22 protein-coding genes and 1 riboswitch are annotated in these 25,553 nt (G+C 71.3%); of the genes, 11 read left to right on the top strand and 11 right to left on the bottom strand.

Annotated features, from left to right (window positions below; translation table 11 throughout):
- Positions 1-71 precede the first annotated feature (71 nt).
- The 3 genes from trpS to AC1DDU_RS12195 are packed head-to-tail and all read left to right on the top strand — an operon-like array spanning position 72 to position 2,579.
- Positions 72-1,079 (top strand): tryptophan--tRNA ligase, encoded by a 1,008-nt coding sequence (trpS, locus tag AC1DDU_RS12205; RefSeq protein ID WP_477434450.1) that lies wholly within the window; start codon positions 72-74, stop codon positions 1,077-1,079.
- A 22-nt stretch (positions 1,080-1,101) separates the two neighbouring features.
- Positions 1,102-1,668, top strand: a complete 567-nt coding sequence (locus AC1DDU_RS12200; RefSeq protein ID WP_477434449.1) for a GNAT family N-acetyltransferase — start codon at positions 1,102-1,104, stop codon at positions 1,666-1,668.
- A gap of 50 nt (positions 1,669-1,718) precedes the next feature.
- A complete protein-coding gene (locus AC1DDU_RS12195) occupies positions 1,719-2,579 on the top strand; it encodes an Fpg/Nei family DNA glycosylase (RefSeq protein ID WP_477434447.1) in 861 nt (286 codons plus the stop codon).
- A 7-nt stretch (positions 2,580-2,586) separates the two neighbouring features.
- Here AC1DDU_RS12195 and AC1DDU_RS12190 read toward each other — a convergent pair whose 3' ends face one another.
- The 5 genes from AC1DDU_RS12190 to AC1DDU_RS12170 all read right to left on the bottom strand — a co-directional run bounded on the left by AC1DDU_RS12190 (position 2,587) and on the right by AC1DDU_RS12170 (position 13,067).
- Complete coding sequence (locus AC1DDU_RS12190) at positions 2,587-3,957, bottom strand: HupE/UreJ family protein (RefSeq protein WP_477434445.1); 1,371 nt, start codon at positions 3,955-3,957, stop codon at positions 2,587-2,589.
- Positions 3,947-8,764 (bottom strand): LamG-like jellyroll fold domain-containing protein, encoded by a 4,818-nt coding sequence (locus AC1DDU_RS12185; RefSeq protein WP_477434443.1) that lies wholly within the window; start codon positions 8,762-8,764, stop codon positions 3,947-3,949. The genes AC1DDU_RS12190 and AC1DDU_RS12185 overlap by 11 nt, the downstream gene beginning before the upstream one ends.
- 148 nt (positions 8,765-8,912) lie before the next feature.
- The gene (locus AC1DDU_RS12180; protein WP_477434441.1) at positions 8,913-9,677 is read right to left on the bottom strand and encodes a GntR family transcriptional regulator; all 765 of its coding nucleotides are present in this window, start codon (positions 9,675-9,677) and stop codon (positions 8,913-8,915) included.
- Positions 9,678-9,742: 65 nt separating this feature from the next.
- Positions 9,743-11,278 carry a glycerol kinase GlpK gene (gene glpK, locus AC1DDU_RS12175; RefSeq protein WP_477434439.1) on the bottom strand — a complete coding sequence of 512 codons (1,536 nt, stop codon included), beginning with the start codon at positions 11,276-11,278 and terminating at the stop codon, positions 9,743-9,745.
- A 64-nt stretch (positions 11,279-11,342) separates the two neighbouring features.
- Positions 11,343-13,067: a glycerol-3-phosphate dehydrogenase/oxidase gene (locus AC1DDU_RS12170; RefSeq protein WP_477434437.1), complete on the bottom strand. Its 1,725-nt coding sequence runs from the start codon at positions 13,065-13,067 to the stop codon at positions 11,343-11,345.
- Positions 13,068-13,205: 138 nt separating this feature from the next.
- Positions 13,206-13,368: riboswitch (FMN riboswitch) on the top strand.
- A gap of 65 nt (positions 13,369-13,433) precedes the next feature.
- Here AC1DDU_RS12170 and ribD point away from each other — a divergent pair.
- From ribD to AC1DDU_RS12140, 6 genes are all read left to right on the top strand, one after another.
- On the top strand, positions 13,434-14,480 hold the full coding sequence (gene ribD, locus AC1DDU_RS12165) for a bifunctional diaminohydroxyphosphoribosylaminopyrimidine deaminase/5-amino-6-(5-phosphoribosylamino)uracil reductase RibD (RefSeq protein ID WP_477434435.1): 1,047 nt from the start codon (positions 13,434-13,436) through the stop codon (positions 14,478-14,480).
- Complete coding sequence (locus AC1DDU_RS12160; protein WP_477434433.1) at positions 14,480-15,169, top strand: riboflavin synthase; 690 nt, start codon at positions 14,480-14,482, stop codon at positions 15,167-15,169. Before ribD ends, AC1DDU_RS12160 begins: the two co-directional genes overlap by 1 nt.
- Positions 15,166-16,440, top strand: coding sequence for a GTP cyclohydrolase II (ribA, locus tag AC1DDU_RS12155; protein ID WP_477434431.1), 1,275 nt, complete (start codon positions 15,166-15,168; stop codon positions 16,438-16,440). Before AC1DDU_RS12160 ends, ribA begins: the two co-directional genes overlap by 4 nt.
- The gene (gene ribH / locus AC1DDU_RS12150; protein ID WP_477434429.1) at positions 16,437-16,913 is read left to right on the top strand and encodes a 6,7-dimethyl-8-ribityllumazine synthase; all 477 of its coding nucleotides are present in this window, start codon (positions 16,437-16,439) and stop codon (positions 16,911-16,913) included. The genes ribA and ribH overlap by 4 nt, the downstream gene beginning before the upstream one ends.
- 72 nt (positions 16,914-16,985) lie before the next feature.
- Positions 16,986-17,339: a Fe-S protein gene (locus tag AC1DDU_RS12145; RefSeq protein ID WP_477434427.1), complete on the top strand. Its 354-nt coding sequence runs from the start codon at positions 16,986-16,988 to the stop codon at positions 17,337-17,339.
- Positions 17,340-17,552: 213 nt separating this feature from the next.
- A complete protein-coding gene (locus AC1DDU_RS12140) occupies positions 17,553-19,049 on the top strand; it encodes an MFS transporter (protein ID WP_477434425.1) in 1,497 nt (498 codons plus the stop codon).
- A 53-nt stretch (positions 19,050-19,102) separates the two neighbouring features.
- On the opposite strand, the gene AC1DDU_RS12135 is transcribed toward AC1DDU_RS12140, so the two are convergent.
- Genes AC1DDU_RS12135 through AC1DDU_RS12115 form a run of 5 tightly spaced genes read right to left on the bottom strand, consistent with a single transcriptional unit; the run spans position 19,103 to position 22,738 of the window.
- Positions 19,103-19,645: an SRPBCC domain-containing protein gene (locus tag AC1DDU_RS12135; protein ID WP_477434423.1), complete on the bottom strand. Its 543-nt coding sequence runs from the start codon at positions 19,643-19,645 to the stop codon at positions 19,103-19,105.
- A complete protein-coding gene (locus AC1DDU_RS12130) occupies positions 19,582-19,986 on the bottom strand; it encodes an ArsR/SmtB family transcription factor (RefSeq protein ID WP_477434421.1) in 405 nt (134 codons plus the stop codon). Before AC1DDU_RS12130 ends, AC1DDU_RS12135 begins: the two co-directional genes overlap by 64 nt.
- 48 nt (positions 19,987-20,034) lie before the next feature.
- A complete protein-coding gene (locus tag AC1DDU_RS12125; protein WP_477434419.1) occupies positions 20,035-20,862 on the bottom strand; it encodes an ABC transporter permease in 828 nt (275 codons plus the stop codon).
- Positions 20,859-21,746 (bottom strand): ABC transporter permease, encoded by an 888-nt coding sequence (locus AC1DDU_RS12120; RefSeq protein ID WP_477436805.1) that lies wholly within the window; start codon positions 21,744-21,746, stop codon positions 20,859-20,861. The genes AC1DDU_RS12125 and AC1DDU_RS12120 overlap by 4 nt, the downstream gene beginning before the upstream one ends.
- A 50-nt stretch (positions 21,747-21,796) precedes the next feature.
- Entirely contained in the window at positions 21,797-22,738 is a 942-nt protein-coding gene (locus AC1DDU_RS12115) for an ABC transporter ATP-binding protein (protein WP_477434417.1), read from the bottom strand.
- Between the two features lie 151 nt (positions 22,739-22,889).
- On the opposite strand from AC1DDU_RS12115, the gene AC1DDU_RS12110 reads away from it, so the two are divergent.
- Positions 22,890-23,105: an AsnC family protein gene (locus AC1DDU_RS12110; protein WP_477434415.1), complete on the top strand. Its 216-nt coding sequence runs from the start codon at positions 22,890-22,892 to the stop codon at positions 23,103-23,105.
- A gap of 26 nt (positions 23,106-23,131) precedes the next feature.
- Positions 23,132-25,132 (top strand): ABC transporter ATP-binding protein, encoded by a 2,001-nt coding sequence (locus tag AC1DDU_RS12105; RefSeq protein WP_477434413.1) that lies wholly within the window; start codon positions 23,132-23,134, stop codon positions 25,130-25,132.
- Positions 25,133-25,172: 40 nt separating this feature from the next.
- Here AC1DDU_RS12105 and AC1DDU_RS12100 read toward each other — a convergent pair whose 3' ends face one another.
- A complete protein-coding gene (locus AC1DDU_RS12100; RefSeq protein ID WP_477434411.1) occupies positions 25,173-25,508 on the bottom strand; it encodes an L-rhamnose mutarotase in 336 nt (111 codons plus the stop codon).
- Positions 25,509-25,553 lie beyond the last annotated feature (45 nt).

The raw sequence follows: 25,553 nt of genomic DNA, 5'->3' as shown, positions 1-25,553 counted from the left end.
GACCGAGGTGACGGATGCCGGAGCCCCGCGGCTGGCGCGGAGCTCCGGCATCCGCTTTATAGACTTGACGGATGAGCAGACCCCGCCTGTACTCCGGCATGCAGCCCTCCGCCGACTCGCTCCAGATCGGCAACTACATCGGGGCTCTCATGCAGTGGCGTGATCTGCAGGAGTCCTACGACGCCTTCTTCTCCGTGGTGGACCTGCACGCGATCACGGTCGCGCAGGATCCGGAGCACCTCCGCGAGAAGACCCGTCGCACGGCCGCGCAGTACATCGCCGCCGGCATCGAGCCGTCGAAGTCGACGCTGTACGTGCAGTCGCACGTGCCCGCGCACGCCGAGCTGGCGTGGATCCTCTCCACGATCACGGGCTTCGGCGAGGCCGGACGCATGACGCAGTTCAAGGACAAGTCGCAGCGCTACGGCTCCGACGCCACGTCGGTCGGCTTGTTCACCTACCCGGTGCTGATGGCCGCCGACATCCTGCTGTACCAGACCGACATCGTGCCGGTCGGCGACGACCAGAAGCAGCACGTCGAGCTCACCCGCGACCTCGCCGAGCGCTTCAACAGCCGATTCGGCAAGACGTTCACGGTGCCCATGCCGGTCATCCAGCAGGAGACGGCGCGCATCTACGACCTGCAGAACCCGACCGCGAAGATGTCGAAGTCGGCCGAGTCGGATGCCGGCGTGCTGTGGCTGCTGGACGACCCGGCGGTATCGGCGAAGAAGGTCATGCGCGCCGTGACCGACTCCGAGGGCTCGGTGCGCTACGACCGCGAGGCGAAGCCCGGCGTGTCGAACCTGCTGGTGATCTACGCGGCCCTCACCGGCCGTCAGATCCCGGCGATCGAGGACGAGTACGCCGGCCGCGGATACGGGGACTTCAAGAAGGGCCTCGCCGAGGTCGTCGTGAACGAGTTCGGGCCGGTGCGCGAGCGCGCGCTGCAGATGCTCGACGACCCCGCCGAGCTCGACCGCGTCCTCGCCGTCAACGCTGACAAGGCCGAGGCGGTCGCGAACCGCACGCTCGTCGACGTCTACGACAAGGTCGGCCTGCTGCGCCGCGCCCGCTGACGCGCCCCGCCAGGACTCCGACGTGGAACCCGTCATCCTGCGCACGCCGCGGCTGGAGCTGACCCTGCCGCGCGAGGCCGACGTCGACGACCTGTTCGCGGCGTGCCAGGATCCCGACATCCAGCGCTTCACGCCGATCCCCTCCCCCTACGCGCGCAGCGACGCCGAGGCGTTCGTCGAGCGCGTGCCGAAGGACTGGGAGGGCGGCATCCACCTCACGTGGGTGATCCGCGAGGGCGAGCGCCTGCTGGGCACGATCGGGTTCTACCGTCTCGACGGCAGGGGCTCGGGCGAGATCGGCTACTGGATGGCGCCCGGCGCGCGCGGCGGCGGGCACCTGCGCGAGGCGGCACGGGCGGTGATCGACTGGGGCTTCTCGTCCGAGGGACTGGACCTGGTGCGCATCGAGTGGCGCGCCGTGGCGGGCAACGTCGCGTCTGCGCGCGTGGCGCGGGCGCTCGGCTTCCGGTACGAAGGGCTGCTGCGCCAGGCGCTCGTCGGGCCGCGCGGCCGCGACGACGGCTGGATCGCGGGCCTGCTCGTGGACGAAGAGCGGATGCCGCAGCCCTGGGCCGTGCTGGAGCCCTGACCCCTCCCTAGTCGGGTCCGCGTGTCACCGCCGCATGGCAGGATGAGCGCATGCCCGAGATGCCCGAGGTGCAGGGACTCGTCGACTTCCTCCGCGAGCGCCTCACCGGTGTGCGCATCACGCGGGCGACGGTCGCGAACATCGCCGCGCTGAAGACGTACGACCCGCCGATCGAGGCGCTGAAGGATGCCGAGATCACCGGAGCGGCACGCCATGGCAAGTTCGTCGACCTCACCACGACCGGGCCGCACCTGGTGTTCCATCTCGCGAAGGCCGGGTGGCTGCGCTGGTACGACGCGCTGCCGCAGACGATCATCCGCCCGGGCAGGACCCCGATCGCGCTGCGGGTCGCGCTCTCGGACGGCGCCGGATTCGATCTCACCGAGGCGGGCACGAAGAAGTCGCTCGCGGTCTACGTCGTGCGCGATCCCGCCGACGTGCCCGGCATCGCGCGGCTCGGCCCTGATCCGCTCGACCCGGGCTTCACGCGCGACGTTTTCGCGTCGCTGCTGGAGGGCCGGCGCACGCAGATCAAGGGCGTGCTGCGCGATCAGTCCATCATCGCGGGCGTCGGCAACGCCTACTCCGACGAGATCCTGCACGCGGCGAAGATGTCGCCTTACGCGCTCGCCACGTCGCTGTCCGACGACGACGTCGCGAGGCTGTTCGACGCGATGACCGAGACCCTGACGGATGCCGTGGCGGAGGCATCCGGCAAGCCCCCGGCCGAACTCAAGGACGCCAAGCGGCGCGGCATGCAGGTGCACGGCCGTCGCGGCGAGAAGTGCCCGGTGTGCGGCGACGAGGTGCGCAGCGTCTTCTTCGCCGACAACTCCCTGGAGTACTGCCCGACGTGCCAGACCGGCGGCAAGATCCTCGCCGACCGCCGGCTGTCGCGCCTGCTGAAGTAGCCGCCGCTCAGGCGCCGAGAAGCCGCTCCACGAACCAGAACAGTCCCACCGCCGCCACGGCGGCGGATACGACCAGGGCGACCCACCGTCCCGCGCGAGGGCTGCGCCGCCGCAGCAGCGACAGCAGCGGGAAGGTCACGGCGATGATCGTGAGCTGGGTGACCTCGATGCCGAGGTTGAACACGAGTAGCGCGCCGAGCAGGCCCCACGAGAACTGCTCGTCGATCCCGAGGGCGCCGGCGAACCCGATGCCGTGGACGAGCCCGAACGCGAACACGACGCCCACGCGCAGCCAATCGGCCCTGGTGAATCCGGCGAGGCCGGAGACGGGAGCTGGGAGCACGACGACCGGTGCCCGCTCGAGCAGCGCGGTGCCGCCACCGGACCTCGGCGGTGTCGCGCCCCGTCCCATCGCGCCGGGATGGTCCGCGGGCGCGAGGCCCTCGACGGGGCCGCGCGAGCGCCACTGCCCCCACAGGTACCAGAGAGCGACGACCGCGATCGACAGCGCGATGAGCGGCTCGACGATGGCCGCCGGCACGCTCACGACACCCAGCGCGGCGAGGATGAACGTCACCGAGTGCGCCACGGTGAACGCCGTCGCGACCACGACGATGTCGCGGAGGCGCCGCGAGGCGACGATGAGGGCGAGCAGGAACAGGATGTGGTCGATGCCGAAGAGCAGGTGCTCCGCGCCGAGCACGAAGAACTCCCACATCCGTGTGCCCCAGTCCTGCGTCGTGACCACGGTCGGGTTCGTGTCGGTGTCGAGGCTCGCCACGCCGGCGCCGGCATCCAGGTCGTAGGTGACGACGGTGGTGGTCTGGCCGCCGGGGGCCGTGCCGGGGAAGAGCTGCGTCGTGACGCGGTACGTCGCTGCCTCCGCACCGACTTGCGCGCGACAGTCCGCCTCGATGACCAGACGGACGTGCGGGACGCCCTCGTAGAAGGTGATCGCGTACGGCGCGACGATCTCGGCCGGGCAGGGCGCGGCATCCGTCTCGCCGCCCGCGGCGATCGTGAAGCGCGGCAGGACGTAGCCGTCGACCGTCGCCGTGTGCTCCTCCAGCACCCGGGTCGTGAGCTTGGTGGGGTCCTGCCCCGATGCCTGCACGTCCTCGTAGGCGTCCTGCTCGAACTGCGCGTCGCCCATCGCGCGGGCGCCGTCGGTCGCGAGCAGGACGTACTCGAGGTCGAGCTCGGTCCGCACGACGCCCGGTTCGGGCTCGGTGAGGGCGGCGTACACGGTGGCCGCGTAGTTGTGCGCGGCGGCCGGGGTGGCGCTGAGCACCACGCCGAGCGCGGCGGCGAGACCCAGCGCACCTCGTAGGGTCCGCCGCCGCGCACGGGCGCGACGCGACGTCAGCTCAGTACGCACCGAGATCCTTCCAGGCCGAGTGCTTGCCGCCGCCGGGCTGCTGCCCCCGCGTCCACCAGGAGGCCTGGTAGAGGTGGCCGCCGAAAGCGACCTTCTCGCCGCCGAGGTAGACCCACGACGCCGTCCACGCCGGGATCACGCCCTGCGGCGTGCTCACCTCCGCCCCCAGCTCGGCCCACGCCCCCTTGGCGGAGGCGCCGGGCAGATCGCCCTTCGTCCACCACAGCGCGCGGTACACCTTGCCGCCGGAGAGCACGGTGTCGCCCTCGACGTAGACGCGGGCGGTCTGCCACGCCGGGAGCGCCGCCACGCGGGTGCCCGCCGAGGTCGCACGCCCGTCGGGGCGCTCGGGGTGCGTCGCGGTCACCCGCACGCTGATGGTCGCGCCGTTCAGGGACGACCCCACCCGCAGCGTCGCACCGGTCTGGCCGTCGATCGCGACGCCGTCGGCCCGCCACTGGTAGGCGAAGGTCAGCCCGGCGCCGTCCCATTCGCCGGGGGTGGCGAACAGGATGCCGCCGACACGGGCGGTGCCGGTGATGCTCGGCGCCACGACGGCCTCCGGAGCAGTGGCCTTCCACACCGCGTAGAGCGTGACGGTTCCGCCCTGCTCCGCGGTGAGGTTGCGCACGGTCTGCCGGTCATCGAACTCGACCTCGCCCGACGCGCCGCGCGCCCATCCTGCGAACGCGTGACCCTCGCGGCTCAGCGTCACGACGGGCAGCGGCGCGTCGCGGTCGTACACGGCCTCCAGCGCCGACTGGGCTCCCTCGCCGCCGTTCGCGTCGAAGGAGATCGTGTAGCGGTTGGCCTCGAACCCGGCGGTCGCGGTGACGGGAGCGTCCGGCTGGACGAACGTGCCGTCGGCGGCCACCACGACGTCGGTCGGCGTCAGGCGCCACCCGCCCAGGTGGTATCCGTCGTCCGGGTCTGCCGCCAACGTCACGGTCGTCCCCGGCTGGGCGCGTCCCGGCTCGGCCGATGCCGTGCCGTGCTCGCCCGCGACGACCGTGACGGGGTGGCGCTTTACCAGCGTGAAGGTCACGGTCGTCACGTTGCCCGCGACGTCGTAGACCTGCAGCGTGTTGGCGCCGAGCACGGCTCCGAACACCCCGGGACGCACCTTGTTGAGGTCGCTCCACACGTCGTCGACGAGGTCCTTGACGACACCGTTGAGCACGACACGGTCGATCTTGCCGGCATCCGACAGTTTGAACGAGACCTGCTCGTACGCGCCCTGGGCCCCGCCGGGGATCGTGGTCGCGTCGGTCTTGACCGTGACGATGGGCGCGGTGGTGTCGGCCGGGGGCGACGCCACGACCTCGAACGACACGTTCGCCTGACGCGCGGCGGCGTCGGTGGCGGTGTAGTTCAGCGTGTAGGTGCCGGCCGCGGCGGGCGTGAACGCGAACCCTCCTCCCTCGACGGGCTGCGCCGCGATCGGCGCACCCTTCGGGTCGGTGACCTCCAGCTTCGCCGTCACCCGTCCGGAGTTGTCGACCGCCTGCGCGGGCGGGGCGGTGTAGACCTTGCCGGCCGTCGCCTGCGCCGGCGGAGCCGGGACGACCCGCACCTGCGGCGGCACCGCGTCGAGCTTGGTCAGATCGTGCATCGCCGAGCGGTACACGTCCTTGTCCGCCAGCGGCGTGCTGTACAGCCCGGCGCCTGCGATGCGGCCGTTGAAGGTCGCGTCGTCGAGCGAGCCGCTGCCGTTGGCGTCGCCGCCGATGGCCATGTACCGCGCGGCGGCGGTCGACGGCTTCACCGGGAACGAGACCCCCGATGTCGACACCGACTTCAGGCCGTCGACGTACAGTCGCGCATCCGTGCCGTCGTACCAGCCGGTCACGTGGTACCACCGGCCGTACTCGAGCGTCACCACCGGCCGCGGGTCGGCGTACCAGAACTCCAGCTCGTACGACGTCGTGGATGCGGTGCGCACGGCCTCCAGGCCGATTCCGCCGCTCTGCATCCCGCCGAAGACGTCGACGTAGCCGCCCACGCCCTTGTCGATCGAGTCGATCTTGAAGGTCGCATCGACGGTGAAGCCGTCCTGGAGCAGCGCGTAGTCGGCATCCGACCACAGCCCGGTGCGATAGGCGGATGCCGCGCCCTGGCGTCCGACCGCCACGGGCCCGCCGGCATCCGGATCGGCGACGACGCTGGCGTCGGCCCCCGCGGTCATGGTCCGCTGCCGCGGCGAGAGGTCGACCGCGGTGCCGCCTTCGAAACCGACGTCGAGCAGGTCGGGTGTGGGGATCGCAGCCGCGAGGTCGTCGAAGGTCAGCGTGGCGGGGTCGAACGGCGGATCCCCTGGATCGGTCGATCCCCCGGCGACGAAGCGGGCCGACAGCGCGGCGCCCTCCTTGCCCCACGTGTTGATCGGGGTGATGCGCACCTCGTACTCGCGTCCGGCCGTCAGGTTCCACACCTCGTGGTTGCGGCTCGCCGGCATCGGCAGGTTGTAGAAGCCCGACCACTGCAGGAACGTGTTGACGGTCTGCCCCGTCTGGACGTCGACGGTGGTGTAGCGGTACTTGTGCACGATGTCCTGCACCGGGTTGGCCGCCGGGACGGCCTGCGGGAACGCGACCATCGCCTTGTCGCCGGACACGCCGCTCACGGTCACCGCGGACCCCGCGGGCCACACCGGCGCCGAGGTCTGGCTCGCCCGGAACGTGCTGTTGAGCGGGAACCGCTCGTCGTAGGACTTGCCGGTGTCGACGGAGTCCGCGACGTCCCACGTCCAGGTCTGGTCGATCCAGCGGTCCGAGAGCAGATCGTAGTTCTTGATGGTGACCTGCGAACCGTACACCTCGACGATCGTGGTCTGACGGTTGTCACCGGCGTCGTCGGGCGTCGAGTCGGACGTGCGGCTCGTCGGGTTGGTGTTGATGACCCCGCGCTCGAACTCGTAGTACGCCAGCGGCGGCGCGTTCACGGTGGTGAACCCCTTGTCGGCGAGCGCGCCGGCGCGGTTCTCCTGGCCCTGCCAGATCGAGGAGGAGATGTTCTGCGGGGTGTGGATGTGCCCGGCCCACACGACGGCCTGCGGGTAGGCGTCGAACACCGACTGGAAGTCGTTGCCGCACCCGGTCGTCAGGCCCGTGCCGTACCACTCGTTCGACACGTAGTGCGTGCACCGCTGCGGGTGGTGCACGAGCACGAAGACGGGCTTGGTCGGGTCCTCGGCCGTGTCGGCTGCCAGACGCTGCTGCAGCCACGACGACGCGTACGCGTAGCTGCCCGAGTTGGCGACCGACGGTTTGCCGGTGGTCTCGTCGAGCGTGCCCGCACCGGGAGCCACCGTGATGAAGTGGTACCCGTTGATGACGTAGTCGGCGTTCGGCTTCTGACCGCCGGTGGACTGCGTGAACAGGTCGTAGCTCGAGATGGCGTTCACGTCGTGGTTGCCCAGCGCCGCCACCAGATCGATGCCGTAGCCGGCCTTCGAGTCGATCGTGTCCTTCAGGCCCTGGTACTCCGACGCGGTCGCGCTGTTGGTGAGATCACCGACGAACAGCGCGGCGTCTGTGCCCTGCTCGTTCCAGAAGTCGTACGCCTCGGCGAGCTCGCTCCAGTTGTCGTGGATGTCGCCGATCGCGGCGAAGCGGATGTCGGGCTCGCCCGGCGCAGTCGGCTGCTCGGGGTCGACCGGCCCCTCGGGATCGGTCGGCTCGGTGCCGTCGCCGCTCACGGCGATCGTGGCGGTCTCATCGCCGGTGTGGCCCGCGGCATCGGTCGCCGCGAAGCTCACGGTGTAGTCGCCCGCCACGGCCGGGACGAAGCTGTACGTACCGTCGGAGTTGGGGGTTATCGCGGCGACGACGCCGTCGGGCCCGGTGACGGTGACGACGACCTCGGCCACGACGCCGGTGTCGTCGATCGCCTCCGCACCCGGGAAGGTGATGGTGTCGCCGATACTCCCGTCGGTGGGAACGGTGCCGGAGGGCTCGATGATGGGGGCGACCGTGTCCAGGCGCGGCAGCGCGAGCCGCGAGAGCCGGTACGCATCGAGCTCGGTGACGGGCGCCGAGTACAGGCGCGCGAGGGCGAGCCTGCCGCTGAACGTCTTGTTGTCGAGCGCACCGGCGGGGTTCGCGTCGCCGCCGATGGCGAGGTAGCGGGCCGCGGTGTTCGCCGGGTCGACGTCGAAGCCGGCGGTGGTCGTCGAGACGACGCCGCCGTCGACGAAGAGCTGCGCCTTCGTCCCGTCCCACGTCGCCGCGACGTGGTACCACTTGCCGTACTCGAGCGTCACCGCCGGACGCGTTCCGCTGGAGGTCGTCCACACGTCGAGGCGGAAGCGGCTCGCGTCGCCGTTGATGCGGTTGGCCTCGAGCCCGATGCCGCCGCTCTCCTGGCCGCTCACGAGGTCGACGTACGACCCCGCGATCGCGTCGACGCGGACGACCGTCTCGACGGTGAACCCGTCCGCCAGCGCCGCGTAGTCGCCGGCGTCGAAGGCCGGCGTCTTGAACGCGGTGGCGGTGCCCTCCGCGCCGACGGCGACCGGGATGCCGAGGTCGGCGTCGTCGACGACGCTCGCCGCCGCGCCGGGGGTGAGCGGTCGCGCCTTCGGCGAGTGGTCGACGGCGGTGCCGCCGGCGAAGTCGACGTCGAGCAGGTCGGCCGCAGGAAGCGGCTTGCGCAGCTGTTCGAGCGTGAGCCCGGCGGGATCGATCGCCGCCTGGGCCGGTGCGGCGGCGCCCGCCGCGATCACCGCGGCGGCGGCGATCGTGGCGGTGACGCGGGTGAGCAGGCGGCGCATACGCGGGGGGCGGGCGACGCGGGGGGAATTCGACACGGGGAGTCCTTCGAGAGGCCGGGACCGGAACGACGCCAGCGAAGCGGCGGCAGGTGACCGTCACGTGAACGCCAGGCCGCCGGATGGCGCGGATGCCGTATCCCGGCCGATCCCGCGGACCCGCTGTGCACACCGGGCCGCAGCGCCGCTATCGCCCGGCGCGGTGGACGGGTGGCTCGGCGACGCCTGCCGCCTGGGCCTCGAACGCGATCGTGTGCGGCACGTAGCGGTCCTCGCCGACCTCGATCGGGCGGCCGTTGGAGGCGAACGTCTCGCGGCGCACCTGCAGGAGCGGACTCGAGCGGCGCACGTCGAGGAGCCCGGCATCCTCCGTCGACGCCGCGACCGCCTCGATGCGGTGGTTGCCGAACGCGACGGCGATGCCGGCGCCCGCCAGCGCCTGCGTCGTGGAGCGCACATCGTCGGGCAGCGCCTGCATGATGTGCCCGATCCACGGCGCCCACGTCGATCGCTCCACCATCACGCGGCGGCCGTCGAGGGTGCGCACCCGCGTGAATCGCAGCACCTCGTCTCCGGTGCCGATGTCGAGCAGGCGCGCTTCGCGGGCGGTGGCCCGTCGGCGATGACGCTCGACGATCAGGCCACCCGGATCGTGCCCGCGGGCGGCGGCCCACTGGCTGAACGAGCGCATGCGGTCGAACCCCTGCGTCTGCCCGGGCTGGACGAACCAGCCGGTGCCCGCGCGCGCCTCGATCAGCCCGCGCCGTGCGAGCAGAGCGAGGGCGGTCCGGACGGCCCGGCGCGAGACGCGGTAATGGACGGCGAGCTCGACCTCGCTGGGCAGTCGCGTCCCGACGAGGAACTCCCCGGCGATGATGCGCCGGCGCAGGTCTGCGAGCGCATCGATCTCGTTGTCCGCGCCGCGCGCGTCCGGTACCGCCTCGTCACCCACGTCGAACCCTTCCGGCGCGACGCTACCACCGGCATCCTGCGCGGAGGTGTCGACCGCTCGCGGGCTCAGCCGGTCGTGCCCATCAGCACCCGGGCGTCGTCGTCGACCCAGTCGAGGGACTTCGACACGGCCTTGCGCCACTGCCGGTAGCGGCGCTCCCGCTCGTCCTGCGGCATCCGCGGCTCGAACCGCACGTCCTCCCGCCAGTGCGCGCGCAGCTCGTCCAGGTCGCGCCACACCCCGGTGGCGAGCCCGGCGGCATACGCGGCGCCGAGCGCCGTCGTCTCGACCACCTTCGGGCGCACGACCGGGATGCCGAGGATGTCGGCCTGGAACTGCATGAGCAGGTCGTCGCGCGTCATGCCGCCGTCCACCCGCAGCTCGTCGAGCGTGCGTCCGGTGTCGGCGACGACGGCATCGATGACGTCGCGGGTCTGGAACGCCGTCGATTCCAGCGCCGCGCGGGCGATGTGCGCCTTGTTGACGTATCGCGTGAGCCCCACCAGCGCGCCGCGCGCATCGGGCCGCCAGTAGGGGGCGAAAAGTCCCGAGAAGGCGGGCACGAAGTACGCGCCGCCGTTGTCGTCGACGCTCGCGGCCAGGGTCTCGACGTCTTCCGAGCGCTGGATGATGCCGAGGTTGTCGCGCAGCCACTGCACCAGCGACCCGGTCACCGCGATCGAGCCCTCCAGGGCGTAGTGGGCGGGCTCGCCGTCGATGCGATAGCCGACCGTCGTGATCAGGCCGCTGCCGGAGCGGACGATGTCGGTGCCGGTGTTGACCAGCAGGAAGTTGCCGGTGCCGTAGGTGTTCTTGGACTCCCCCGCGTCGAACGCGGCCTGCCCGAAGGTAGCGGCCTGCTGGTCGCCGAGGATGCCGGCGATCGGGACGCCGTCGAGCACCGCGGGCAACTGCGAGTGTCCGACGACCTCGGACGACGAGCGGATCTCGGGCATCATCGCCCGCGGGATCCCCCACACGGCAAGCAGGTCCTCCGACCAGTCCAGCGTGCGCAGATCCATCAGCAGCGTGCGTGACGCATTGGTGACGTCGGTGACGTGGATGCCGCCCCGCGACCCGCCGGTGAGGTTCCACGCCACCCAGGTGTCGGGGGTCCCGAACAGCAGCTCGCCCGACTCGGCCGCGGCGCGTGCGCCCGGGACGTTCTCGAGGATCCACGCGACCTTCGACGCCGAGAAGTAAGTCGCCAGCGGCAGGCCGGTCGCGTCGGCGAAGCGGTCGGCGCCGAGCTCCGCGCTCAAGGCGTCGATACGCGGCTGGGTGCGCGTGTCCTGCCAGACGAGGGCGTTGTGCACGGGCCGGCCGGTGCGCTTCTCCCACACGATCGCGGTCTCGCGCTGGTTGGTCACGCCGATCGCCGCGACGTCGGCCGCACCGATCCCGGCGCGCGTCAGGCACGAGGCGATCACCCATTCGGTGTTCGTCCAGATCTCCACCGGGTCGTGCTCGACCCAGCCGGCCCGGGGGAAGATCTGCTCGTGCTCGCGCTGCGAGACGGCGACCACGCCGCCGTCGGCGTCGAAGACGATCGCACGCGTGGAGGTCGTGCCCTGGTCGATGGCCAGCACGTGTTCGGACAACCTCGTCTCCTTCCTTCGAGGGGAGCGCCCCTCGTCGGCGGTCCCGCCGCCGCGTGCGGTCAGGCTATCGCGCCGACGTGGCGGCCCACGTCGGGTCGGCGGCGTGCACGCGCTCGAGGCCGCGATCGGTCTCCAGCGCCGTGCGCGCGGCATCCCATCCGAGCACCGGCGCGACCGCGTCGGCGACCTCACGCGCCGCCTCCGGCGTCGCCTCGCCCAGGAAGGCGAGCGACGTGCGGCGCAGCAGGAGGTCGTCGAGGTGCACCACCGACTCGGTCGTCGCGAGGTGGCGCAGCTCCGCCGTGCTGTAGTCAGGGGCGTGCGCGAGCGGCGCGTCGTCGGGGTCGGCGGCGATCGCGTCGATGACGTCGCCGGCGACGGTGCCGTAGCGATCGAGGAGCGTGGCCGCCCGTGCCGCAGGGACACCCGGATGCGCCGCGATCCACTGCTGCCGGGCGCGCTCGGTCGTCGGGTATCCGCGACCGCCGCCGATCGGCACACCCTTCGTGGAGCCGCGGCGCGGCCGGGCCAGGAGCGCCAGCGCGCGATCTGCGAGGTGCTCCGCCGATGCGCGGAAGGTGGTCCACTTGCCCCCGACGAGGGAGAGGACGGTGGTGTCGGCGCCGACGAGCGGCGCGGACTCGATGCGGTAGTCGCGGGAGACGAACCCTGGCGAGAGGTCGCCGTGGCCGGGGAGCGGCCGCACACCCGCGAACCGGTGGACGATCCGCGCGCGGTCGACGACGACGTGCGGCAGCACCTGGCCGATCAGGTCGATGAAGTAGTCGACCTCCGCCTCGGTGCACACCACCGGATCCGCCATGTCGTGCTCGAGGTCGGTGGTGCCCACCAGGACGCGCCCCTTGAGCGGGTAGATCAGCACGATGCGGCCGTCGGCGTTCTCGAAGAACAGTTCGCGGCCGCCGGTGGCCGCCAGCAGCTCGGGGTGGTCGAGCACGACGTGCGACCCCTTGGTGCCGCCCATGTAGCGGGTCGGATCGCCGAGGGCGAGGTTGGTGAGGTCCGTCCAGGGGCCCGACGCGTTGATGACGACGGATGCCGTGAACGGCGTCTCGGCGCCGGTCTCGGCATCCCGCAGCACGACGCGGCCCTCCTTCACGCCGACCGCCGCGGTGTAGTTCGCGGCGCGGGCGCGGTCACCGCCGGCTGCACGGCCGTCGCGCAGCACGTCGAGCGCGAGCCGCTCCGGATCGTGGAGCGAGGCGTCCCAGTAGGTGGCGGTGTACTTCACGTCGGGGGTGAGGTCGGGCAGCTGCGCGAGCGAGCGCCGGCGGCCGTCGAAGGTGTGCCGTGGGACCGTGCCGCGCCCGAACAGCCCGCCGCCGCGGGAGAACGAGTCGTAGATCACGAGGCCGATCTTGATGAGCGCGGCGCCGCGTTCGCGGTGTCGGCCGGCGCCGTGCCGCAGGAATCGCAGCGGAGCGGTGAGCACGCCCGAGAACGTGGAGAAGATCGGGATGGTGGTCTGCAGCGGGCGCACGTAGTGCGGCGCGATCTGCAGCAGGCCGTTGCGCTCGGTCACCGCCTCGTGGACGAGGCGGAACTCGCCGTTCTCGAGGTAGCGGATCCCGCCGTGGATCATGTGCGACGAGGCCGCCGAGGCGCCGCCGACGAAGTCGGATCGCTCGACGAGCGCGACGTCGACGCCCTGCAGCGCCAGGTCGCGGAACGTCGCCAGGCCGTTGATCCCGCCTCCGATGATGAGGACGTCGGCGTACGGACGTGCCGCCAGGTCGCCGAATCCCGGTGTCGTGCCCGCCGTGCTCATCGCCTCACCATCCCCTCTCAGGCTACGACGACGCGCGGACATCGGGCCGCGCCGCGCCAGGTCCGGCCGGAGCGCACGGTTCATTCGGAGACATGGAATGAATGGGCGGATGCCGCGTTGACTACACTCGAGAGCATCAACGTGCTCCGGGGTCGGTGAGAATCCGAACCGGCGGTGACAGTCCGCGAGCCAAGGCATCAGCATCCGATTCGGATGCCGCCGCGGCCGATCCGGTGTGATTCCGGAACCGACGGTGATGCGACGGGAATCCGTCGCTAGTCCGGATGGGAGGCAGCACGAGCGGCGTCGCGTGCGCCGCCGCTTCCCCTGCCCCGGAGCGTCGAGACCGACGACACGAGGACCAGGATGGCGAGCACAGTCGAACAGGACGCGATGCGTCTGGCGCTGCAGCTCGCCCTGCGCGGCCCGCGCGGCGTGAATCCGCAGGTCGGCGCCGTGCTGCTCTCGCCCGCCGGCGAGGTGCTGGCCGAGGGCTGGCATGACGGCGCCGGGACTCCTCACGCCGAGGTCGACGCACTGTCGAAGCTCGCCCCCGGGGCGGCCTCGGGCGCGACCGCCGTCGTCACGCTCGAGCCCTGCAACCACACCGGACGCACCGGGCCGTGCTCCGAAGCGCTCATCGCAGCCGGCGTGACGCGCGTCGTGTACGCCATCGCCGATCCCGGCGATCACTCCTCCGGCGGCGGCGCCCGCCTGCGCGCGGCCGGGGTCGACGTGGAGCAGGGGCTCCTCGCCGAGGAGGCTCAGGCGCTGCTGGACTCGTGGCTCACCGTGCAGCGACTCGGGCGCCCGCACGTCACCGTCAAATGGGCGCAGAGCCTCGACGGGCGGGCCGCGGCATCCGACGGCACCAGCCAGTGGATCACCGGTCCTGCCGCCCGGGCCGACGTGCACCGGCGTCGGGCGCTGGCCGACGCCATCGTCGCCGGCACCGGCACGGTGCTCGCCGACGACCCGGCGCTCACGGCACGCGCCGCCGACGGGTCGCTGCTCCCCCACCAGCCCGTACCCGTCGTCGTCGGCGCCCGCGCGGTGCCGGAGGACGCCGCGCTGCGCCGCCACCCGCACGCGTTCCTGCAGTACGCCGGCGACCTGCCCGCGATGCTCGAAGACCTGCGCACCCGCGGCGTGCAGCGCGTGTTCGTCGAGGGCGGTCCCGCCGTCGCCGCCTCGTTCCTGCGCGAAGGGCTCGCCGACGAGCTCCTCGTGTACGTCGCACCTGTGCTGCTCGGCGGCGACCGGCTGGCCCTGCGCGACATCGGCGTGACCACGATCTCCGACGCACGCCGTCTGGCCGTGGCATCCGTCCTCCCCCTCGGCGACGACGTGCTGTACGTCGCCCACCCCGCGCCCGAGCGCGCGGACTCCCCGTCCTCGGAAGGAGACGAGTGATGTTCACCGGAATCGTCGAAGAAGTGGGCGAGGTCACCGCGGTCGATCCGTCGGGAGACGGCGTGCGGGTCACGGTGCAAGGTCCGAAGGCGGTGTCGGATGCCGCGCACGGCGACTCCATCTCGGTCAGCGGCGTGTGCCTGACGGTCGTCGACCGCGGCGCGGACTGGTTCACCGCCGACGTCATGAAGCAGACGCTGGACATGTCGACCCTCGAGGGCGTCGCCGCCGGCCGCGCCGTGAACCTGGAGCGGGCCACGGCCGCGCACGGGCGCCTGGGCGGCCACATCGTGCAGGGCCACATCGACGGCACCGGCGAGGTGCTCGAGGTTCGCCCCGGCGCGCAGTGGCAGGTGCTGCGCATCTCGGTACCCGCGGCCCTGGCACCGCTCGTCGTCGACAAGGGCTCGATCGCCGTCGACGGCGTCTCGCTCACCGTGAGCGCCGCGAGCCCCGCGGGCCCCGGAGACGGCTGGTTCGAGGTGTCGCTCATCCCCGAGACGCTCACTGCCACGACCCTCGGCTCCCGCCGGCCGGGAGACCGCGTCAACCTCGAGACCGACATCCTGGCGCGCCACGTACAGCGCCTGCTCTCTTTCACGACGCCCACGGCCCCTGCGGTCGCACCGGCGTCGTCCCCCGAACTCCCCGCGGACCCGTCCGCACCGACGGAAGGAGGCTCCGAATGAGCCTTGCCACGATCCCCGAGGCCATCGAGGCGCTGCGCGCCGGACGGCCCGTCATCGTCGCCGACGATGAGAATCGCGAGAACGAGGGCGACGTCATCCTGTCGGCCCAGCTCGCCACCCCCGAGTGGGTCGCCTGGACCGTCCGCTGGACGAGCGGCTTCCTGTGCGCGCCGATGCCCGCCGATTGGGCCGACCGCCTCGACCTGCCGCCCATGGTCGAGAACAACGAGGACTCCCGTGGCACCGCCTACACGGTGAGCGTGGACGCGGCCGACCGCGTCTCGACCGGCATCAGCGCGACCGATCGCGCCCACACCCTCAACGTGCTCGCCGACCCCGCGTCCGTGCCCACGAGCGTCATCCGCCCTGGCCACATCCTGCCGCTGCGCGCCGTCGACGGCGGCGTCCGCGAGCGCGCCGGGCACACCGAGGCCGCCGTCGAGCTGATGAAGCTCGCCGAGCTCGCGCCGGTCGGCGTGATCGGCGAGGTCGTCGCCGAGGACGGCAGCATGATGCGCCTGCCCGGTCTGCAGGAGCTCGGCGCCGAGTACGGCATCCCGGTCATCACCATCGAGCAGCTCACCGCCTATCTCGACGAGAACGTCCCCTGCGACCCCGAGATCCGCAGCGGCCACCGTCGTCGGGTGAGCCTGCGCGCCGAGGCCCACGTGCCGACCTCGCACGGCGCGTTCCGCTTCCTCGCGTACAAGGACCGCGTCACCGGCACCGACCACATCGCGGTCGTCTCGGGCGAGCTCTCGGAGGCGCCGCTGGTGCGCGTGCACTCGGAGTGCCTCACCGGTGAGGCGTTCGGCTCGCTCAAGTGCGAGTGCGGCCCCCAGCTGGAGGCGGCGCTGGACGCGATCGAGCAGGACAGTGGCGTCGTCATCTACATGCGCGGTCACGAAGGCCGCGGCATCGGGCTCATCAACAAGCTCCGGGCGTACTCGCTGCAGGAGCGCGGGCTCGACACCGTCGACGCCAACCTGGCGCTGGGCCTTCCCGCCGACGCACGCGACTACGCCGCAGCCGCCGGCATCCTCGCCGACCTCGGCGTCGAGAAGGTCCGTCTGCTGACGAACAACTCCGACAAGGTCAAGCAGCTGCGCGAGCTCGGGCTCGAGATCGTCGAGCAGGTGCCGCTGCTGGTCGGCGTCGGCCCGAACAACCACCAGTACCTCGAGACCAAGCGCGACCGCATGGGCCACCTGATCGCCGAGGAAGACCTGGCCGACGCACTGGCCCAGATGCACGAAGGAGCAGAGCGTTGAGCGGCAAGGGCGCACCCCAGACCACCGGCACCGTCGACGCGACGGGCCTCGACGTGGTCGTCATCGCCGGGACCTGGCACGAGGTCATCACCGACGGCCTCATCGCCGGCGCCCAGCGCGCCATCGACGCCTACGGCGCCTCGGGACGTCTGGTGCGCGTGCCGGGTTCGTTCGAGCTGCCGGTCGTCGCGAAGGCGGCGCTGGATGCCGGCGCCGACGCGGTGGTGGCGCTGGGCGTCATCATCCGCGGCGGCACGCCCCACTTCGAGTTCGTCTCGAACGCGGCGACCGACGGCCTGACGCGGGTCGCCCTCGACGCCGGCAAGCCCGTCGGCTTCGGCGTGCTGACGCTCGACGACGAGGCCCAGGGCATCGCCCGCGCGGGTCTGCCCGGCTCGCAGGAGGACAAGGGGTTCGAGGCCGCGGATGCCGCCATCCGCACGGCCCTGGTGATCCGCGACCTGCGCGGCTGAACGGCCGCCCGCGGCGGCGGGTGAGGTGTGCCTATCTGGCGCGACGCGCCGGTTGGTCCTAGCGTGGCGCTCATGGAAATCCTCCGGCATGTCGTCGTGCTCATCCACCTGGTCGGCTTCGCGATCCTGTTCGGCGCCTGGGTCGTGGAGGCGGTGGGCGGCAAGCACCGTGTCACGCCTCTCATGAACTGGGGCCTCGCGATCGCCGGTGCCGCCGGGCTGATCCTGGCCGCTCCGTGGGGCATCGACTACTCGCTGAACTACGCCAAGCTCGGCACCAAGCTCGTGATCCTGGTCGCGATCGGCGCTCTCATCGGCATCGGTTCGGCCCGCCAGCGCAAGACCGGGTCGGTCCCCGGCGGCATCTTCTGGTCGATCGGCGTGCTGACCCTCGTCAATGCCGGCATCGCCGTGCTCTGGCGCTGATTCCACGAGCGAACGAAGCGGATGCCGCGGCCGAGGCCGCGGCATCCGCTTCGTCGTCTCGGAGCCGGACCTGCGAGCCGGGAGTAGACTCGATCCTCGTGCCGGGTGACACCGCCCGCACTCACGGTGATCCAGTGCAGTGCCGCCTGACGCGTCACCCTGCGCCGTGCGGACGCCCACCGCCGCATCCCATCCGGATGCTCCGTCCCGCGCATGCCCCAGGTGACTATGACCTCCCCCACCACGTCCACCGCCATCCCGGCGGCCCCCGTCAATCCCCGTTCCCGCGTCATCACCGCGAGCCTCGTCGGCACCACGATCGAGTTCTACGACTTCTACGTGTACGCCACGGCCGCGGTGCTCGTGTTCCCCGTCCTCTTCTTCCCCACCGGCGATGACACGACGGCCCTGCTGGCCTCGTTCGGCGTCTTCGGCGCGGCGATGATCGCACGCCCCCTCGGCGCGATCGTCTTCGGCCACTTCGGCGACCGGTTCGGCCGCAAGGCCACCCTCGTCGCGTCGCTGCTCACGATGGGCATCGCGACGTTCCTCATCGGATGCCTCCCGACGTACAACGACATCGGGTGGTGGGCCGCCCTGCTGCTGCTGATCCTCCGCCTCGCTCAGGGCTTCGCCCTCGGCGGCGAGTGGTCGGGCGCCGCACTGGTGGCCACCGAGAACGCCCCGAAGGGCAAGCGCGCCTGGTACGGCACCTTCCCGCAGCTGGGCGCACCGCTGGGCTTCATCATCGCGAACTCGATCTTCCTCGCGATCAACTTCCTGCTCCCCCACCCCGAAGGTGCCGCGCAGCGTTCTGCCGACTTCCTGGCGTGGGGCTGGCGCGTGCCGTTCCTGTTCTCGGCCGTCATGGTGATCATCGGCCTGTGGGTGCGGCTGCGCCTGGTCGAGTCCGAGACGTTCGTCAAGGCCGAGAAGAAGGGGGCGATCCGCAAGTTCCCACTCGCCACCGTCCTGCGCCACCACTGGTGGCACCTCATCCTCGGCACGTTCATCATGCTGGCGACGTATGTGCTGTTCTACCTGATGACGAACTTCACGCTGTCGTACGGCACGAAGGCGGGCGATCTCGAGACCGCGTCGGCCGCGGCGCAGGCGGCGGCCGACGCCGCAGGCAAGCCGTTCGACGCGACCGCGTTCGCCGCGCAGTTCTACCCGGGCCTCGGGTTCGGCTACACCGACTTCGTGCTGATGCAGATCTTCGGCGTGGTGTTCTTCGGCGTGTTCACGCTGCTGTCGGGCCCGATCGCCGATGCGATCGGCCGACGCCGCCTGCTGCTGTGGGTGACGGGCCTCATCGTCGTGTTCGGCCTGACGTTCAACTTCTTCCTGCTCCCGCAGGCCGACCCGAAGTTCACCGGAGCCCTCGTGCAGGCGTTCCTGGTCTTCGGGTTCATGCTGATGGGCCTGACGTTCGGACCGATGGGCGCGATCCTGCCCGAGCTGTTCCCGACGAACGTGCGGTACTCCGGCTCGGCGATCTCGTACAACGTGTCGTCGATCCTCGGCGCGGCGCTCGCCCCGATCGTCGCGGTCGCGCTGTGGGCCGCGGCCGACGGCAGCCCGTGGCTTGTAGGCATCTACCTGTCGGCGATGAGCGTGCTCACCTTCATCGCGCTGATCCTGTCGCCCGAGACGAAGGACGTCGACTACGACGCCGATCTGGGCGTGGGGGCGACCGGCTCGCTCTGATCCGGAATGGGACAGGGATGCCTCGCACCGACGGTGCGAGGCATCCCCGTCTCTCATTCGATCCGCTCGGCGCGGGCCGGAGAGTGCTCGGGACCGGCGGCCACGCGCCTCGGACGCTCGGCGGCGGCCCGATACTGCGTGCGCAGCTCCTCCCAGCGGGGCCGCCAGTCGACCGCGTCGGCGCCCGTGAGCAGCGCCGTCAGCTGGTCGCACTGGGCATGCCAGCCGGCGACGTAGTCGACGAGCCCCTCGACGTCGAGGCCGCGTTCCTCGATGACAAGGCGCGTGCCGCCGGGCACCGGTTCGAGCGTCGCGGTCACCGTCGTGGTGGCCTCCGCGTCGCCGAGCTCGGCGCGCAGCTGCCGCGGCGGCTCGCACGCGACGACGACGAGCTCGCCGCTCCACCCCGTCGTGAGGGCTGCGCGGTAGGAGCGGTCGCCGTCGGGTTCCAGCTCACCGAACCAGTTCCGCAGCCGATCGATGGAGGTGATCGCCTGCCACAGCTCGGCGGGCGGCACCGGGTAGACGCTGCTCACCACGACGACTCCGACGCCGCCGTCGGTCGCGGTGGATCCGATGATCTCGTGTGCGCGCATGCTTCCTCCTCGTTCGTTCGGGCGTCGGCTGCCGTGCGGCGGCCGCGTTCGACCTCGGTGTGCAGAGCATCGAGGCGATGCGTCCAGAGCTCCCGGTAGCGACCGAGCCACGTGTCCAGCTCGGCCAGTGGGGCAGGGTCGAGACGGTAGTGCCGGAACTGTCCGCTGCTGGACACCGACACCAGCCCGGCCTCGCGCAGCACCCGCAGGTGTCGAGACACGCCCGGGCGGGCGACGGGGATCAGCTCCGCGATGTCGGTGACCGTCGCGGGGCCTTCCGCCAGCCGCTCGACGATCGCGCGCCGGTGCGGGTCGGAGAGGGCGTGGAACACGATGCTCATGCAGCAAAGCGTACCCGTATGGGTACGTACCCACAAGGGTACGTATTGTCAGTCGAGGAAGAGCGCCCTCAGCCGCTTCGTGGTGAAGACGAGACCCACCGCGATCATGACGAGGTAGTAGACGACGTGCCACCACATGTCGGGGGTGAGGATGCCGGTGGTGAGACCGCGCACGAGCTCGACACCGTGCCAGAGGGGGAACGCCATGATGATGTGCTGGATCCACTCGGGGTAGACGGTGATCGGGTACAGCGTCGCCGAGAAGAGGAACATCGGCAGCAACACGAAGTTGATCCAGTCCATCTGCTGGAACGTCTTCATGTAGCTGGTGACCGCCATGCCGAGGCTCGCGAAGCCGAAGGCGATGAGCAGCACTGCAGGAAGGGCAAGGATCGCGGTCCACGCCAGGTTGAGCCCGAGCAACTGCATGATGATCATGAACCCGGTCGCGTAGAGCAGACCGCGCAGGAGGGCGTAGAGGATCTCGCCCAGCGCGACATCGAGCGGACCGAGCGAGGTCGCCAGCATCCCCTCGTAGAGCTTGCCGTAGTTGAGCTTGAAGAACACGTTCCACGTCGAGTCGTAGATCGCACCGTTCATCGCCGACACCGCCAGCAATGCGGGCGCGATGAAGGCGGCGTACGGCACCTCGACGCCGCTGGAGGTCTGCACGTCACCGATGAGGGCGCCGAGGCCGATGCCCATCGAGGCCAGGTAGAAGACGGGCTCGAAGAAGCCCGACAGCACGACGGCCCAGCTCGACGAGCGCGCGGCGATGAGGCCGCGCTGCACGACGGACTGCGGATTGCCGGCCCACAGCGCCCGCACGCCACCGGCGCGCGGGGTCGCGGTCGTGGCTCCGGTTGCGACGCTCATTCGCCGAGCCTCCTCTGGAAGATCCGTCGGGCGAAGAGGTACCCACCCACCGTCAGTGCGAGCAGGTAGCCCACGTGCACCACGACCGCGAACGGCTCGACGGGCAGCCCGTACGTGACGATGCGCCCGAGTTCGGTCGCGTGCCACAGCGGCGAGACCCAGCCGATCCACTGCAGCCACAGCGGCAGCGTCGCCAGCGGGTAGAACGTCCCCGAGAACAGGAACATCGGCATGAAGATGAAGCGCTGCACCAGCGCGACCTGACCTTTGTCGTCCTTGATCGACGCGGAGTACGCCATGTACGGCGCGCCGAACGCGAGACCCGCGAGCAGCCCGATCGGGATCGTGAGCCACCCCGTCGCCGGGTCGGGCACCGCCTGGAACAGCCACAGGAACAGGTAGTACGCCACGACGACGAACGAGATGCGCGCGGATGCCCCCGCGACCACGCCGCCCGCGATCTGGCCGGGCGACAGCGCCGACGCGCTGAATCCGAAGAAGTAGCGCCGCCACTTGAAGCCGGCGATGACCGGGTACGAGAACTCCTCCGACGCGACCGAGATCGCGGCGGTCATGAGCAGCGCCGGGGCCACGAACACGAGGTACGACACCTCGACCCCGTTCTGCGTGATCGGCGCGTCGATGAGCGCGGCCAGGCCCACCGCGAGGCCCAGCAGGTAGAGGATCGGCTGGCCGAGGGCACCGACGAAGATCGTCCAGCCGTAGGCGCGCATCGCACGCACCATGTGCTCGGTGACGTACCAGGTGCCGAACGCGCGGGGTTTGCGACCCCATTGCATCGCCTCGGCGCGCAGCTCGTCGAGCGAGGGCTGCGAGAGCGTCGCGGATGCCGGCGAGCCGACGGGTGGGCCGGGCTGGGGCATTCGCGACCCGTCGCGCAGGCCCGCCGACGCGTCGTCTTCGGGAGGGAGGGTCATTCGATCAGCGACCTTCCGGTCAGCCGAAGGAAGACGTCCTCCAGGCTCGAGCGGCGCACGAGGGACGTGATCGGCTCGAGCCCGCGGTGCGTGACGGCTTCGAGCGCCTCCTCGCCGTTGTGCGCGTAGACGAGGATACGGTCGGGCAGCACCTCGACACGGTCGCCGATGCCCTCGAGCTGCGGTGCGACCTGCTCGTTGCGGTCGGACCCGAAGCGCACCTCGAGCACCTCGCGGCTGGAGTGCTCGCGGATGAGGGTGGCCGGCGTTCCCTCGGCCATGATGCGGCCCTTGTCGACGACGACGAGCCGGTCGCACAGCTGCTCGGCCTCGTCCATGTAGTGCGTCGTCAGCACGAGCGTCGTGCCACGCTCCTTGAGCCGGAACAGGCGGTCCCACAGCACGTGCCGGGCCTGCGGGTCGAGGCCGGTGGTCGGCTCGTCGAGCAGCAGGATGCGGGGGTCGTTGATGAGGCCGCGCGCGATCGTGAGGCGGCGCTTCATGCCGCCCGAGAGCTGGTCGACCTTGCTCTTGGCCTTGTCTTCGAGGGCGGCGAACGCGAGCAGCTCGTCGGCCTTCTCGTGGCACACCTTGGCGGGCAGGCCGAAGTACCGGCCGTAGATGTAGAGGTTCTCGCGCGCGTTGAGCTCGCCGTCGAGGTTGTCCTGCTGCGGCACGACGCCCAGGCGCGAGCGGATCTCCGGTCCGTAGCGGTCGGGATCGAGGCCCAGGATCGACAGCTCTCCGCCGGTGCGGGTCGACACCGCGCCGACCATCTTCATCGTGGTCGACTTCCCGGCGCCGTTCGGGCCGAGCAGACCGAACGACTCGCCCGGCGCGACCTCGAACGAGAGGCCGTCGACAGCGACGAAGTCCGGCTTGCCCTTGACCTTGTAGGCCTTGACGAGGTTCTCAGCGGTGATCACGGGGGCGGGCACCGGACCACACTAGCGCTCCGCTCGGACACCGTTCACAGGTCGGCACGCGACGGGTCGTCAACTGATGTTGACAGCCCTCGCCACGTCAACTACGGTTGACAAATCGGATGCCGCAGCCTGCGGCATCCGTCCTGACACGAGAGGGCGGGCGATGAGCGGTGACGAGCTGACCACCCTGATCGGCGCCGCCGGCGAGCGCGAGCCGCTCGCCGAGCTGCACCGCCTCGCCGACGTCCGGCGCGAGCTCGCCCGCGCCGAAGAGGTGCAGGTGCGCAAGGCCCGCAACCTCGGCTTCTCGTGGCAGGCGATCGCGAGCGCCCTGGGCGTGAGCAGACAGGCCGTCCACAAGAAGTACGGTCGAAGGTAAGCCCCCTTCACGAACGAGGTACACCCATGCCCTCCGCCGAACTCGACGAAGCCCCCGCCCCCGCCGCCCCGGCGCGCTCCACGGCGCGCGGCCGCGGCCTCCGCTCCCGACGCGGCAAGCAGGAGGAGGGCCCCCGCGCGACGTTCGGGCAGCTGCTGCCCTACCTGTTCGAGCACAAGCGCACCCTCGCGGTCGTGGTGGTGCTCAGCATCCTGAGCGCCGGCGCCTCGCTCGTCCAGCCGCTGCTGGTCGGCCAGGTCATCACGCGCGTGCAGGACAACCTCGACCTGGGCCTGCTGGTGTGGGCGCTGGTCGCCTTCGTCATCCTTGCGTCCGTCATCTCGGGCTGGCAGCACTACCTGCTGCAGCGCACCGGCACCGCCGTCGTGTACTCCAGCCGGCGACGCCTGATCTCCCGCATCCTCCACCTGCCGATCAGCGAGTTCGACGCGCGCCGCACCGGCGACCTCGTCTCACGCGTCGGCAGCGACACCACCCTCCTCTACGCGGCGCTCACCCAGGGCCTGGCCGACTCGATCGGCAACGCGCTGCTGTTCGCCGGCGCGCTGATCGCGATGGCGATCATCGACCCGGTGCTGCTGGCGATCATCGTGCTCGTGATCGGGATCTCGGTGGTGGGGGTCGTGGCGCTCAGCGGCCGCATCCGCACCGCCTCGACCGAGCAGCAGGAGAAGGTGGGCGCCCTCGCGTCGGGCGTGGAGCGCGCGGTGGGGTCGATCCGCACGGTGCGCGCCTCGGGCGCCACCGGCCGCGAGATCGACGAAGTCACGGCGAAGGCGACGGATGCCTACACCGTGGGGGTGCGCATCGCCAAGGTGTCGGCGCTCGTCGTGCCGATCGCCGGCATCGCGCTGCAGGTGTCGCTGCTGGTGGTCATCGGGCTGGGCGGCTTCCGCGTCGCGACCGGCGCGCTGACGATCGCGAGCCTGGTCACCTTCATCATGTTCCTGTTCATGCTGATCGCCCCGCTGGGCTCGTTCTTCGGCGCGATCACGTCGGTGAGCCAGGCACTCGGCGCGCTCGGACGCATCCAGGAGGTGCTGGACCTTCCCACCGAGGCGCAGGACGACGCCGAGATCGCCGCCCGCGTGAGCACCGCCGAGGTCGCGCCTTCGACGCCCGCCGCCGCCATCGAGTTCCGCGACGTACGCTTCCGCTACCCCGAGAACGTCGTCGAGGCCCGTCGCAGGGCCGAGTCGGAGGCGCTCGCGGTGCTCGAGAGCGCCCACGTCGACACGTCGACCCTGACCCTCGAGGGCGGGAGCATGACCACCGAGGTCGCCACCGACGGGCATGCGGATGCCGCCGCATCCGCCTCCGCCGACGGCGACGTGCTGCGGGGCGTGTCGTTCTCGGTGCCGCGGGGCGCCCGCGTGGCCCTGGTCGGCCCTTCCGGGGCCGGCAAGAGCACGACGCTCGCGCTCATCGAGCGCTTCTACGACCCCACCGGCGGCGCGATCCTCCTGGACGGCGCCGACGTGCGCGGCCTCGACCGCGACGCACTGCGCGCGCAGCTCGGCTACGTCGAGCAGGACGCCCCCACCCTGGCGGGGACGATCGGCGACAACCTGCGACTGGCCTCGCCCGAGGCATCGGATGCCGACTGCGAAGCCGTGCTGCGCGCCGTCAACCTCGGCGAGGTGCTCGACCGCAACCCGCTCGGGGTCGACGCGCCGGTCGGCGAGTCCGGCGTGATGCTCTCGGGCGGCGAGCGCCAGCGCCTGGCGATCGCGCGGGCGCTGCTGGCCGCTCCCCCGATCCTGCTGCTGGACGAGTCGACGTCGTCGCTGGACGGCCTCAACGAGCAGCGCATGCGCGAGGCGATCGACGCCGTCGCCGCCGGACGCACGCTCATCGTGATCGCGCACCGCCTGTCGACCGTCGTCGACAGCGACCACATCGTGGTGATGGACCACGGCCGCGTCGTCGGTCAGGGCACGCACTCCGAGCTCGTGCAGACCACGCCGCTGTATCGCGACCTCGCCAAGCACCAGCTGCTGGTCTGAGGATGCCGCTCGCCGGCGCCCGGGGCCCGGGCGCCGGCGTTCAGCGGGTGGGGCTGTCGAAGCTCCACACGAAGACTCCCGGGTCGCGCCCCTCGGTCTCGTGCGGGGCGACGGGGATCGTCGACAGGTAGGCGCCGATCTCGGCCTGCCACGCGCGGTTCGCCGGGTCGTCGTGCAGCGCGGCCTCCATCTCGCTGCGCGAACGCGCGGTCACCGCATGCGTGAGGATCTCGCCGCGCCGGCGGATGACCCAGTCCTCGCACCCGGCGTCCCGCATCGCGGCGTCGACATCGGCGGGAATGGCGCGGTGGGCGGCCTCGTAGCCCGGGCCGCAACCGAGGCGCAGGCGGGTGTGCAACGTCCAGTGCTCCGACATCTTCGTCTTTCCTTCATCAAGGCAGGGATCGCGATTCGCGTGGAA

The organism is Microbacterium sp. 05T445 (genome assembly GCF_056395865.1).
Note: the sequence above shows the minus strand (reverse complement) of the source record. Positions and strands in the feature narration are given on the sequence as shown.